The sequence below is a fragment of the Gallibacterium anatis DSM 16844 = F 149 genome, assembly GCF_000379785.1.
Classification (GTDB): Bacteria; Pseudomonadota; Gammaproteobacteria; order Enterobacterales; family Pasteurellaceae; genus Gallibacterium; species Gallibacterium anatis.
Map to the genome: position 1 here is coordinate 1 of NZ_KB903686.1, position 13032 is coordinate 13032.

Consider the following 13032-nt stretch of genomic DNA (forward strand, 5'->3'; position numbering starts at 1 on the left):
TAACCAATCCCTGAATTCTATTGAGTCACTCAATTTGTTATCTACGAATGCCCACACAGATTGTCTGATAGTTTTTTAAAGAACAAAAAACGACGCTTTCTTTTTAACTTCACACTTCAGCGTCGTTGCGGAGGCGTATTATAGGCATTTCAAAACCTTGTGCAAGTCTTTTTTGCAGATTTTTTTAATTTTTTAACTCTTTGATTATTTTTTATCTATTTTGAAGCATTATCGCTCAAAAATAATCCCTAACAACTTTACTTCAAAATCTCCAATTGTTTAAACCCCCAATCACAAAACATTTTTTTGACATCATTAGCATCATCAAAAGGTGCTGTGCAATAAGCAATTTGCTCATCATTACTGGTCGTTGTCTGTGATGGAAGTAACGATTGTACTCGACGCGCTATCGCCTTTCCGGAATCAATAAAAAAAGAAACTTGTGGTAGGCAAGCCTTCAATTCTGCTTTTAACAAAGGGAAATGAGTGCAACCTAACACCACCGTATCCATTTCATATTCATAACGCCATTCGGCAACCGCTCTCATAATGGCAAGATGATCAATTTTCTTACCGTGCAATTTCTGCTCCGCTATTTCAACCAGTTCAGTTGAACCTAAACGTTTCACCTCGCAATTTTTGGCATATTGTTGAATTAAATCATCCACATAAGGGCGTGTAATCGTACCTTTTGTTGCCAGTAAACCTATCACTTTCGTTTGCGTTTTTTCTGCTGCCGGTTTAATTGCAGGAACAGTGCCTACAATTGGACAATTAAAAGCTGCTCTCATTGCCGGCAAAACTATTGTGCTGGCAGTATTACAAGCAATAACAATCAAGTCAATTTGTTGGTTTGCGGCAATTTTTTGGCAAATTTCAACACATCGTTGTTCCAGCAGTTTTCCCGGTTTTTCTGAATAGGGAAAACAAGCATTATCCAAGCAATAAAGATAATGATAATTGGGTAATAATGCTTTCACTTCACGGTAGACACTTAATCCGCCGACACCGGAATCAAAAAATAGAATTGTTGGATTTTTTGTCATAATTTAGATAATTTTTATAAATTTGTGATTTGTTGCGCTTTAATTAATTTTATCAAAATAACTTCGCGACAAATGACATTTGAAAGGAAATGGAAGAATTATCCGACATAAAATAGACTGATTCAACCAATAAACAGATTTCTCTTAAACATTCGGATGTTTAAGTTTTCGCCAAAAATCTTTTAGGAAAAGTTCACTCACAAAAAAAGGATGATGCTGTAAACTCAATGTTGAACAACGAGCATAATGCTGATGATTCTCTCCCCATTTTATTTCAGTCCGCTGTACATTTTGTTGAAATAGCCAAGCTCCCAATGGCATTTCCCCTAATCGGAAAATTTCCTCACTATAAAATGCGAAGGTACGTTTCGGGATAAATGTTCTAGCAAAAATCCATTCTTGCCCATCTCCACTTAACACAACTTCTCTCAACCAACATTGATCATCATCACAATGAAATCCGGTCTGCTCCTCTTGTGCGGTCATAATCCAACCTTCAAATAGAGGTAACACTTTGAATTCATTACATTTCTGTTTTAATGCTGCTGTTAATGAATTTTGTAGCGATAGCCAATTTCGATGCATTGGCTTTAATTCTGAGAAATCAGATTGCCATTGCATTTCTCGTAAGTATTGACGATATAAAGAATAATTATGCATTGGAATATTCTATCTTTTGATCCAACCAGCGATGGATTAATTGCTCTATATTGGGCGAATTTATTTGCATTAACTGATTTGCACACCGTTGCACTGCCGGTAGTAAACGCCTGTTGCGCACTAAATTCGCCACTTTAAACTCTGCCACACCTGTCTGTTTAACACCCAACACTTCTCCTGGACCTCTGATTTCTAAATCTTTTTCTGCAATGACAAAACCATCATTGCTGCTACGCATAATATCCAATCGTTGACGGGAAATTTTGCCCAACGGCGCTTTATAAAGTAGGACACAAAAAGACTCAATCTGCCCTCGACCGACACGTCCGCGTAATTGATGAAGTTGAGATAATCCTAGTCTTTCCGCATTCTCAATAATCATCAAACTGGCATTCGGCACATCTACACCGACTTCAATGACAGTGGTTGCCACCAACACATCAATTTCACCAGCCTTAAAAATAGCCATTACATCCTGTTTTTCCTGTGGTTTCATTCTGCCGTGAACCAAACCGATTTTAAGCATTGGTAATGCTTTGCACAAATCCTCCGCCAATGCTTCGGCTGCTTGCGCCTCCAACACTTCAGACTCATCAATTAATGTACAAACCCAATAAACTTGCCGTTTATCCACAGTACAAGCGTGAAACACGCGCTGAACCAATTCATCTCTCCGATCTTCCGCAATCGCTACAGTTTTTATCGGCGTTCTGCCGGGTGGTAACTCATCAATAACAGAAACATCCAAATCAGCATATACCGTCATTGCTAAGGTACGAGGAATTGGTGTCGCCGTCATAATCAGTTGATGCGGATACAATCCATTTTTTGCGCCTTTTTCACGCAATAATAACCGCTGTTCAACGCCGAAACGGTGCTGTTCATCAATGATCACCAACGCTAACGAATGAAACTCCACTTGCTCCTGAAATAAAGCATGCGTGCCAATAACCACTTGCGTTTCACCACATTGAATCTGTGCCAATGACTGCTGTCGTTTTTTACCTTTTACCTTACCTGCCAACCAACCGACCTTAATGCCAAACGGTTCCAGCCAATGAGAAAAATTATGCAAATGCTGTTCTGCAAGAATTTCCGTTGGCGCCATAATCGCCACCTGTTGCTGATTATCCAACGCCACTAAAGAAGCCAATAATGCCACTAACGTTTTTCCAGAACCAACATCGCCTTGAATTAAACGCATCATCGGTTGAGATCGTTGCAGATCCTGCTCAATCTCTTCTACTACTCGTAATTGTGCTTTTGTTGGGGTAAATGGCAACGTTGCCAAGAATTGTTGCTTGATATTGCTCTGATAACGTAACGCAATCGCTGAGCTCTGTTGTGCATCTTGCTTACTTTTTTGCATTGCTAAGTTATGTGCTAACAGCTCTTCAAATGCTAAACGCTGTTGTGCCGGATGTTCCCCTTTTTCCAACACTTCAGATAAGGTACCCACCGGCGGTCGATGTAAAAACTGCACTGCACTTTTCAAATCATAGCCACTAGGATTAAATTCTGTGGGGAGCAGCTCTTTAATAGTGGCTTTATCCAATAATGCCAATGCTTGATCCGTCAATTTTCGCCAAGATGCTTGTTTTAGTCCTTCCGTTGAAGGGTAAATCGGCGTGAGGTTTTCATCTAAGGTCAAAGGCTCATTATGGTGAATAATACGATATTCCGGATGGTGCATTTCTGCCATAAATCGCCCACGTCGGATTTCCCCGAATGCCTTTACTCTGGCTCCACTCGAAAAACAGTTCTTCATTCCGGCATTAAAATTAAAAAAACGCAACATAATTTTTGATGAGCCGTCAGAAAGGGAAACCGTTAACATCGGTCGGCGACCAAACTGAACTTCACACGTCTGCACAATGCCCTCGATCGTGGCATAACTATCCGGACGCAAATCAATAATTGGAGTAATATGAGTGCGATCTTCGTAACGCAATGGAAAATGAAATAAGAGATCTTGAACGGAATGGATTCCTAAACGAGATAATCTTTCCGACATTGCCGCACCAACACCGGAAAGAACAGTAAGAGGCAAATGATCAAGTAACGTTTCTGCTTGCATTATTCATTAATGTTACGGAAAACTTCAACAACACCGGATACTGCGCTGATTTTTCGAATAATTGCAGCCAAGTGCGTTTTATCTTTCGCTGTCAGTACAACAAAGACCTGATAAACGCGCCCATCTCGTTCTTCTGTCCAGATACTTTGAATATTGCTACCGGCAGAAGTAATCACTGAAGTTAAATTCGCAAAAGCACCGTGTTGATTTAACATTTCAATGCGTAATTCCGCTTCAAACTCAACGCTGTTTTCGCTCTTTTCCCACTCTACCGGCATATAGTGATCCGCATTTTCTTCACGATGTCTGATATTGGCGCAATATTCGTGATGAATCACCAATCCTTTACCCGGACTAACATAAGCCACAATCGGATCACCCGGAATTGGATGGCAACATTTTGCGAAGTTAATCAACAAACCATCAACACCTTTAATTAAAACCCCACTCTCAGTCTCTTTATAAGTGTTATTGCTCAAATCACCGTCGGTATCAATTTCTAATTTCTCGCCTAATAAACGATGGGCAATAACTACACTGATTTGATTGCCTAAACCGATTTCCGCCAATAAATCATCCAAGCTGTTCAATTTTAATTCTGCCAACAATGCTGAAATATTATTGCTGTCAATATCTTCCAGTTTCGTTGGTGACAAGGCGTGGAATAATTGTCGTTTACCAAGCATAATGGCTTCGTCACGACGCAAAGACTTCAATGTTTGGCGAATTTTTGATCGTGCCTTTGCAGTGACCACAAAATTTAGCCAAGTTGCACTAGGGCGAGCCGAAGGTGCGGTAATAATTTCTACAGTTTGACCGGATTTCAGTGCTTGAGAAAGCGCGTAAGGCTGACGATCGACTCTTGCACCGATACAGGTTTGACCGATATCGGTATGCACCGCATAAGCAAAATCAACCGGCGTTGCGCCTGCCGGCAATTCCACAATACGACCTTTAGGAGTGAAAACATAAATTTCATCAGGGAAAAGATCCGACTTCACATTCTCAATAAATTCAAATGAATTGCCGGCGCTTTGTTGCAATTCGATCAAACTTTGCAACCAACGCTGCGCTCGAATTTGCACGGTGGTACTATCATTCTTACCGCCTTGTTTATAAATCCAATGCGCCGCTACCCCCATTTCCGCCATCTGATCCATATCTTCAGTACGAATCTGCACTTCAACCGGCACCCCGTGCGGTCCGATCATTGAGGTATGCAACGATTGATAGCCGTTCGCTTTCGGCACAGCAATGTAATCTTTAACACGACCCGGACGCGGTTTATACAAACTGTGCATTTGCCCTAACACGCGATAACAGGTGTCCACATCCGAAACAACGGCGCGAAAGGCATAAATATCCATAATCGAATGAAAACGCTGTTCTTTCATTTTCATTTTTTGATAAATGGAATAGAGATGTTTTTCGCGTCCGAACACGCGAGCAGGAATTCCGACATCATCCAAACGCCCTTTAATTTCATTCGTAATACGTTGAATCATCTCTTTACGATTACCGCGCGCATTTTGGATAACTTTTTGCAAAACTTGATAGCGATGAGGATGCAATGCCTCAAAACCTAAATCTTCCAACTCGTTCTTAATATGCTCAATACCTAAACGGTGTGCTAACGGACTATAAATTTCTAATGTTTCCTTCGCAATACGGCGACGTTTATCCGGACGCAAAGCTCCAAGTGTTCGCATATTATGGGTTCGGTCTGCCAATTTGATCAGAATGACGCGAATATCCTGCGTCATTGCTAAAATCATTTTACGAAAGTTTTCAGCTTCCGCCTCTTTGCGAGTTCTAAATTTTAATTTATCTAATTTAGATACCCCCTCAACAATTTCCGCCACGCTTTTACCAAACTCTGCGGTTAATTCTTCTTCTGTATAAGGCGTATCTTCAATCACATCGTGCAATAGTGCCGCCATTACTGCTTCGTGATCCAATCTCATTTCGGCAATAATGGAAGCCACTGCAACCGGATGGGTAATATAAGGTTCGCCGCTGGAACGAGTTTGCCCTTCGTGGGCATCACGAGCAATCACAAATGCACGTTTAACCAACTCAATTTGATCATCGGGTAAATAACTTTTAATTATTGTATGTAAACTCTCAAATAAATACATAACTCGTTCTTCGGCAATAAATTTAATAGATAGTGATTATTCCACGTCTGCCAACAAAGAGACCGCTTGTAATTCAGCGTGTTCCTGTTCTAACGCATCGTGGCGTTCTTGAGCATCCATAATATCGTTATTGATCAATCCTTTTTCAATTTCACGCAATGCAATAACAGTCGGTTTATCATTTTCTTCCGGAACCAACGGCTCACGGACGTGAAGTTGTAACTCGCGCGCGCGACGAGCGGCGGTCAGAATTAAATCAAAACGGTTACCAATTTTTTCTACTGCATCTTGTACAGTTACGCGTGCCATACTTTTCTCCAAAAATAATTGTTTACTATTCAACCAATAAAAAGGTTACGTATAATACTAAAGCTATTCCGATTTCGCCAGTAGTTGTGAAATTAATAATTGATGGCGTTGCACTTGTCGTTCAACCCGCAATTTTTCCGCTTTTAAAATCACCTTAATTTCACTCAATGCCTGATCAAAATCATCATTAATAATTAAATAATCATATTCATCATAATGACTGATTTCATTGATCGCTTTTTTCATTCTTGCAGCAATCACTTCATTCGAATCCTGACCGCGACCAACCAATCTTCGTTCTAATTCTTGCAGTGACGGCGGTAGGATAAAAATACTTTTTGCCGCCGGTACTTTTTTTCTCACCTGCTGAGCGCCTTGCCAATCAATATCCAAAAAAACATCAATCCCTTGTTTTAATGAACGCTCAATCATCGGCAATGAAGTACCGTAATAATTTCCGAAGACTTCCGCATATTCTAAAAAAGCATCTTCCGCAATTAATCGCTCGAATTCTTTATGATCAACAAAATAATAATGTTTTCCATGCTCCTCATTCGGACGCGGTTGACGCGTAGTATGCGAAATGGAAACCTGCATTTCATAGCTTGGCTGTTGCTGCAATAGTGCAGAAATTAGCGAAGATTTCCCTGCACCGCTCGGCGCAGATACAATATATAAATTTCCTAATGGCATAAAAATTTCTCTATCCTGGCAAAGAACGTTATCTTATCACCTTTATCAATAAAACGTCTCTTTTTTGCTTTATTTTTTAACAATTATGTAACAGTTGGAATCACTTCAATAAAAAAGGCTTTAATGCCACTTAAAATATGGTTGACCGCAATTGCCGCCAAAATCAAGCCCATCACGCGACTAATAATCGCGGCACCGGTTGTACCGATTAGACGTTGAATCCTATTTGCGGCTATCAATAATAAATAGGTAATCAACAGCACTAACGCCATAATGGCTGCCGTTACAATCTGATCCGCAAAACTGAAACGATGGTTATCGGTTAATAACACAATCGCCATCATTGCACCGGGCGAAGCAATGGACGGCACTCCCAATGGATAAACCGCTAATTCATTGATATTTGAAGACAAACGCATCTCCTGTTCCGCTTTGCCTTCACTAAACACCATCGTTAACGCAAAAAGTAACAGCACCAAGCCGCCGGCAACCTGAAATGCCGTTAAAGGAATTTGCATCGCCTCCAATAAAAATTGGCCTGTAATCAAAAAGAAAAACAAAATTCCTGTCGCAATGAGTACCGCATTTCTTGCTATTTTCTTTCGATCTGTCGCCGACAGCCCGATAGTTTTGGTAAGATACACAGGAACTGAGCCGATAGGATCGATTACGGCCCATAAAACAACAAACTGTACTAAAAAAGAATCAAACATTCGGCCATCCTAAACTGAAAAATAATAAAATTTATCAAGAGCATATCGAAAAATGTTAATTTTTACAAATTTGACCCTTAAACGCGGAATTACAACATTATTAGAAAACGCCAATGCCACCATCACACCCGGTCAGAAAGTCGGACTTGTCGGCAAAAACGGGTGTGGGAAATCTTCGCTATTTTCACTGATCAAAGGCGAATTACTCCCCGAACAAGGCGATGTCACCTATCCGAATAGCTGGCAAATCAGTTGGGTTAACCAGGAAACGCCGGCATTGGAAATTTCTGCTTTGGATTATACCATTCAGGGTGATCGTGAATATACACAATTACAACAACAATTAGCTATTGCCAATCAGCAAAATGATGGTTATCGCATTGCCGCTATTCATTCTCAACTGGATGCTATCGATGCTTGGACTATTCAATCCCGCGCTTCTACATTGTTGCACGGCTTAGGTTTTGAAGAATCACAGCTCAGTCTGCCGGTAAAATCATTTTCCGGTGGTTGGCGAATGCGTCTGAATTTGGCTCAAGCGCTGCTTTGCCGTTCAGATTTACTCCTACTTGATGAACCGACCAACCATTTGGATTTAGATGCCGTTATTTGGCTGGAAAGTTGGCTGAAAAGTTATTCAGGCACATTAGTTTTAATTTCTCACGATCGCGATTTTCTCGATCCGATCATTAATAAAGTTATCCATATAGAACAACACCAACTATTTGAATACACTGGAAATTATTCAAATTTTGAAATAATGCGTGCTTCAAAACTTGCCCAACAGAATGCACTCTACCAACAACAGCAACAAAAAATTGCACATCTGCAAAAATTTATTGATCGCTTTAAAGCAAAAGCCACCAAAGCTAAGCAGGCACAAAGCCGAATTAAAGCACTGGAACGAATGGAAAAAATCGCTCCGGCTCATATCGACAATCCATTTTCATTCCATTTTCCACAACCGGAATATCTGCCTAATCCATTGTTATCAATGGAAAAAGTGAGTGCCGGTTATGGCGAACATCTGGTTTTACAGCAGATTAAACTGAATTTAGTGCCCGGTTCACGCATCGGCTTATTAGGGAAAAACGGTGCCGGGAAATCGACTCTGATTAAATTATTAGCCGGAGAACTTGCACCGCAATCAGGTGTTGTGCAATTAGCTAAAGGTGTACAGCTCGGTTATTTCGCCCAGCATCAACTCGATATTTTACGCGCTGAAGAGAGTCCTTTATGGCATTTACAACGTTTAGCACCGACCAAAACGGAACAGGAATTGAGGGATTATCTCGGTGGTTTTGCTTTTCACGGCGATAAAGTCAAACAGGCCATCGCTTCTTTTTCCGGTGGTGAAAAAGCACGTTTGGTTTTGGCATTAATTGTGTGGCAACGACCGAATTTGTTGCTGCTTGATGAACCGACCAACCATTTGGATTTGGATATGCGTCAAGCACTTACTGAAGCATTAATGGATTACGAAGGCTCGTTAGTGGTGGTATCGCACGATCGCCATTTGCTACGCAATACTGTCAGTGAATTCTATTTGGTACACGATAAAAAAGTTGAAGCATTTGACGGCGATTTGGAAGATTATCAAAAATGGCTGTTAACATTAGAATCGGATCCTGATCAGCAAATGGTGACTTCCGAAACTAATAAGGAAAATGAATTTCTTCAACGAAAGGAACAAAAACGGCGTGAAGCGGAATTACGCGAAAAAACAGCGCCGATTAGAAAAGCACTTCAACAGCTTGAAAAAAGTATGCAGCAATATTCCACAACACTGGCACAAATAGAAACGCAATTAGCGGATAACGACCTTTATCTTGCTGAAAATAAAGAAAAATTAACAACATTATTAGCAGATCAGGCAGAATTAAAGAAAAAGCTCGAACAGGTCGAAAATGATTGGTTGACGCAACAGGAATTATTAGAAAATTTTCAGTTGGAAGGATAGTTTTCGGTGTAAAGATGGGCATTCTCATGCCCATCATTGCATTTAGTTAGCAATCTTCGGCAAGTCACTCATTTTCCAACGAGGACGCACTTCAACCGCCAATCCGGTCTGCTCACCTGCTTTTAAGCGTAAAAAACCGGCATAGGCGATCATTGCGCCATTATCGGTGCAGAATTGAGGCGCTGGATAAAACACTTCTCCGCCTAATTTTTTCATTAATGCGGCTAAACGTTGACGCAACTGTTTATTTGCACTCACACCACCGGCAATGACCAGACGTTTCAAACCGGTTTGAGTCAAGGCACGTTGACACTTAATTGCCAATGTATCCACCACCGCTGCTTGGAAGGCATACGCAATATCACAACGTGTCTGTTGATCTTGCGGATATTGTGCTACGGTATTTGCGGCAAACGTTTTCAACCCGGAGAAACTAAAATCCAACCCCGGACGATCTGTCATTGGTCGTGGAAACACAAAACGATTTGGGTTACCCTGCTCTGCCAATCGTGACAATGCCGCACCGCCCGGATAATCCAAACCGAGCAATTTTGCTGTTTTGTCAAATGCTTCACCTGCGGCATCATCTATTGATTCACCCAATAATTGATAATCACCAATACCATTGACTTGAATTAACTGGGTATGCCCACCTGACACCAACAATGCCAAAAAAGGAAATTCGGGAACCCGCTCTTCCAACATCGGTGCAAGCAAATGTCCTTCCATATGATGCACACCCAATGCCGGCACATTCCAAGCATACGCCAATGAGCGAGCGATCATTGCGCCCACTAACAACGCACCAGCCAACCCCGGCCCTGTGGTATAGGCTACGCCATCAATATCTTCAGGCTGTAAATCTGCCTCTTGCAACGCTGCCTGAATTAAAGGTGCTGTCTTCCGAATATGATCGCGAGAAGCCAATTCCGGCACAACGCCGCCATAATCAGCGTGTAAGCTGATTTGCGTATAGAGCTGATTGGCGATTAATCCTTTCTCTTCATCATAAATAGCGACCCCGGTTTCATCGCAGGAGCTTTCTATTCCTAAAACTTTCATCTATCTTTCTTCGCTATACCTTTCAAAAAATTGCCCGGCATTTTACGCTTTTTTCATTAATTTCTCTAGTTTGTCGGTTGCTAATCACGAAATAAGCGCTTTACTTTTCGTATGGAAATAGATTAAAATTGCGACCTTTATTGAGTAAAGGTTATCTTGTATAACCATAAATATGTATAAATTTCATTGAGGTGATTGGCTCATGCCTGTAATTAAAGTTCGTGAAAATGAATCATTTGACGTTGCATTACGTCGTTTCAAACGTTCTTGCGAAAAAGCAGGAATCTTAGCAGAAGTTCGTAGCCGTGAATTCTACGAAAAACCAACTACTATTCGTAAACGCGAAAAAGCATCTGCTGCGAAACGTCACGCTAAAAAATTAGCACGTGAAAACGCACGTCATACTCGTTTATATTAATTCATTCTTTGATTTAGCTTTAAACGAATTATATTTTAAACCGTGTTTCTTGTTGAAACACGGTTGTTCTTTATTTTATAGCCCATAATTATTTCAACGCTGTAACAGCAAATCTCTTTGCCATATGAGGAGTGTCGAAAATGAAAGGACTAATTCCACGCACTTTTATTGATGAACTCTTAGCTCGTACCAACATCGTTGATATTATTAACTCTCGTGTAAAACTCAAAAAAGCCGGGCAAAATTACCAAGCCTGCTGCCCATTCCATAATGAGAAAACGCCTTCTTTTTCCGTTAGCCCTAAAAAACAGTTTTACCACTGTTTCGGTTGCGGCGCTCACGGGAATGTCATTACCTTTTTAATGGAATATGACAAAATGGATTTTGTTGAAGCTATTGAAGAGCTGGCATCATTACAAGGGGTAGAAGTTCCAAGAGAAGAGAGCAATGGGCAATATAATACCAACAATAGTGCCAATTATAGAAGCAAGCGTGATTTGCATCAGTTAATGCACGATATTGCGCAATTTTATCAACAACAACTGACCCAATCTCTGCCGGCACAGGCTTATCTTCAACAACGTGGGCTATCGGCAGAAATTATCCAACGCTTTGCTATCGGTTTTTCAACCAATACGAATTCAGTTTTAAATCATTTCGGTAAAACAGCGGAAGAACGTCAAAAGCTGGTGGATACCGGTATGGTGACAAAATCTGATTACGGTAACTTTTATGACCGTTTTCGCCAGCGTATTATGTTTCCAATCCGAGATCGTCGTGGCAGAACCATCGCTTTCGGCGGTCGCGTTTTAGGCGATGAAAAACCTAAATATTTAAACTCTCCGGAAATGGCCACTTACCATAAGGGCAATGAATTGTATGGGCTATACGAAGCATTACAACAGAATGATAATCCGGAATACTTACTTATTGTCGAAGGCTATATGGATGTTGTTGCCTTAGCTCAATTCGGCGTTACCAATGCAGTTGCTTCACTAGGCACCGCAACCACTGGAGAACAAATTCAAATCGCTTTCCGTGCTACCGAACAGATTATCTGTTGTTACGATGGCGATAATGCCGGTAGAAGTGCCGCTTGGCGCGCATTAGAAAATGCCTTGCCTCACCTTTATGACGGTAGACAGCTTAAATTTATCTTTTTGCCGGATAATGAAGATCCAGACACTTTTATTCGCCAAATCGGCAAAGCGCAATTTGAACAATTTCTCAACAAGGCTCAGCCGATGAGCGATTTCTTATTTCAACATCTGTTAGCCCAAGTAGATTTAAGCAATAAAGATGGTCGCAGCAAATTAGCTGCATTAGCTGTGCCGTTAATCAACCAGGTTCCCGGTGAAACATTACGTCTTTATCTACGCAACACTTTGGGGCAAAAACTGGGTATTGTAGACAGTATACAGCTTGAAAAAATACTGCCGGCGCTTATTTCAGAGCATAAAGCCAAAGAAAAAGAAGAACGCCTACGATCTACGCCAATGCGGCTACTTATTGCATTGTTGGTGCAAAATCCGGAGCTCGCCGATAAACAAATCACACGCATCTTATTAAGCAATCCACAGGTGCTGTATGATTTAAATCTGCCCGGGTTGGCATTGTTCCTTGAAATTTATCAGATTTGTGCCAACAAAAGCGGCATTACAACCGGTCAGCTGCTGGAATTTTGGCGTGGAAAAAAAGAGCAAAAAATCCTTGAAAAATTAGCAATGTGGGATCATTTAATAAAAGATGATAACATCGAAGCTACTTTTTATGGTAATCTAAAACACTTGCATTCCAAAGTAATGGAAAAACGTATTGAAACGTTAAAAGCGAAAGATCGTACAGATTCTTTATCGCTCGATGAAAAAAAAGAACTGATAGAACTGCTGGCAAACAGTCGAAATTTGCTAGTTCCGGTCTATTCTTCATAATGATTATGAAGAATGATTTCTGCTA

General features: G+C 40.8%; 11 protein-coding genes. 3 read left to right on the forward strand and 8 right to left on the reverse strand.

The window, feature by feature from the left end; translation table 11 throughout:
• Positions 1-257: 257 nt before the first annotated feature.
• The 7 genes from murI to A3EO_RS0104485 all read right to left on the reverse strand — a co-directional run bounded on the left by murI (position 258) and on the right by A3EO_RS0104485 (position 7636).
• Positions 258-1046, reverse strand: coding sequence for a glutamate racemase (gene murI / locus A3EO_RS0104455; RefSeq protein WP_018346193.1), 789 nt, complete (start codon positions 1044-1046; stop codon positions 258-260).
• A 144-nt stretch (positions 1047-1190) separates the two neighbouring features.
• Entirely contained in the window at positions 1191-1706 is a 516-nt protein-coding gene (locus A3EO_RS0104460) for a chorismate--pyruvate lyase family protein (RefSeq protein ID WP_018346194.1), read from the reverse strand.
• A complete protein-coding gene (gene recG, locus A3EO_RS0104465) occupies positions 1699-3783 on the reverse strand; it encodes an ATP-dependent DNA helicase RecG (RefSeq protein ID WP_018346195.1) in 2085 nt (694 codons plus the stop codon). Before recG ends, A3EO_RS0104460 begins: the two co-directional genes overlap by 8 nt.
• Positions 3783-5921, reverse strand: a complete 2139-nt coding sequence (spoT, locus tag A3EO_RS0104470; protein WP_018346196.1) for a bifunctional GTP diphosphokinase/guanosine-3',5'-bis pyrophosphate 3'-pyrophosphohydrolase — start codon at positions 5919-5921, stop codon at positions 3783-3785. The genes recG and spoT overlap by 1 nt, the downstream gene beginning before the upstream one ends.
• 36 nt (positions 5922-5957) lie before the next feature.
• Entirely contained in the window at positions 5958-6230 is a 273-nt protein-coding gene (gene rpoZ / locus A3EO_RS0104475; protein WP_013745710.1) for a DNA-directed RNA polymerase subunit omega, read from the reverse strand.
• A gap of 63 nt (positions 6231-6293) precedes the next feature.
• Complete coding sequence (gmk, locus tag A3EO_RS0104480) at positions 6294-6923, reverse strand: guanylate kinase (RefSeq protein ID WP_018346197.1); 630 nt, start codon at positions 6921-6923, stop codon at positions 6294-6296.
• A gap of 83 nt (positions 6924-7006) precedes the next feature.
• Complete coding sequence (locus A3EO_RS0104485; RefSeq protein WP_018346198.1) at positions 7007-7636, reverse strand: MarC family protein; 630 nt, start codon at positions 7634-7636, stop codon at positions 7007-7009.
• A gap of 52 nt (positions 7637-7688) precedes the next feature.
• Here A3EO_RS0104485 and A3EO_RS0104490 point away from each other — a divergent pair, with 52 nt between their 5' ends.
• Positions 7689-9596 (forward strand): ABC transporter ATP-binding protein, encoded by a 1908-nt coding sequence (locus A3EO_RS0104490; RefSeq protein WP_018346199.1) that lies wholly within the window; start codon positions 7689-7691, stop codon positions 9594-9596.
• A gap of 42 nt (positions 9597-9638) precedes the next feature.
• On the opposite strand, the gene tsaD is transcribed toward A3EO_RS0104490, so the two are convergent.
• On the reverse strand, positions 9639-10658 hold the full coding sequence (tsaD, locus tag A3EO_RS0104495) for a tRNA (adenosine(37)-N6)-threonylcarbamoyltransferase complex transferase subunit TsaD (RefSeq protein WP_018346200.1): 1020 nt from the start codon (positions 10656-10658) through the stop codon (positions 9639-9641).
• A gap of 202 nt (positions 10659-10860) precedes the next feature.
• Here tsaD and rpsU point away from each other — a divergent pair, with 202 nt between their 5' ends.
• Together rpsU and dnaG are read left to right on the forward strand one after the other, a co-directional pair.
• Positions 10861-11076 (forward strand): 30S ribosomal protein S21, encoded by a 216-nt coding sequence (gene rpsU / locus A3EO_RS0104500; protein ID WP_013745715.1) that lies wholly within the window; start codon positions 10861-10863, stop codon positions 11074-11076.
• A gap of 140 nt (positions 11077-11216) precedes the next feature.
• Positions 11217-13007, forward strand: coding sequence for a DNA primase (dnaG, locus tag A3EO_RS0104505; RefSeq protein ID WP_018346201.1), 1791 nt, complete (start codon positions 11217-11219; stop codon positions 13005-13007).
• The last annotated feature ends 25 nt before the right edge of the window (positions 13008-13032 follow it).

Excerpts from the sequence above, each read along its gene's own strand:
- murI (WP_018346193.1), bottom strand. The coding sequence starts at position 1,046 with ATGACAAAAAATCCAACAATTCTATTTTTTGATTCCGGTGTCGGCGGA.
- A3EO_RS0104460 (WP_018346194.1), bottom strand. The coding sequence starts at position 1,706 with ATGCATAATTATTCTTTATATCGTCAATACTTACGAGAAATGCAATGG.
- recG (WP_018346195.1), bottom strand. The coding sequence starts at position 3,783 with ATGCAAGCAGAAACGTTACTTGATCATTTGCCTCTTACTGTTCTTTCC.
- spoT (WP_018346196.1), bottom strand. The coding sequence starts at position 5,921 with ATGTATTTATTTGAGAGTTTACATACAATAATTAAAAGTTATTTACCC.
- rpoZ (WP_013745710.1), bottom strand. The coding sequence starts at position 6,230 with ATGGCACGCGTAACTGTACAAGATGCAGTAGAAAAAATTGGTAACCGT.
- gmk (WP_018346197.1), bottom strand. The coding sequence starts at position 6,923 with ATGCCATTAGGAAATTTATATATTGTATCTGCGCCGAGCGGTGCAGGG.
- A3EO_RS0104485 (WP_018346198.1), bottom strand. The coding sequence starts at position 7,636 with ATGTTTGATTCTTTTTTAGTACAGTTTGTTGTTTTATGGGCCGTAATC.
- A3EO_RS0104490 (WP_018346199.1), top strand. The coding sequence starts at position 7,689 with ATGTTAATTTTTACAAATTTGACCCTTAAACGCGGAATTACAACATTA.
- tsaD (WP_018346200.1), bottom strand. The coding sequence starts at position 10,658 with ATGAAAGTTTTAGGAATAGAAAGCTCCTGCGATGAAACCGGGGTCGCT.
- rpsU (WP_013745715.1), top strand. The coding sequence starts at position 10,861 with ATGCCTGTAATTAAAGTTCGTGAAAATGAATCATTTGACGTTGCATTA.
- dnaG (WP_018346201.1), top strand. The coding sequence starts at position 11,217 with ATGAAAGGACTAATTCCACGCACTTTTATTGATGAACTCTTAGCTCGT.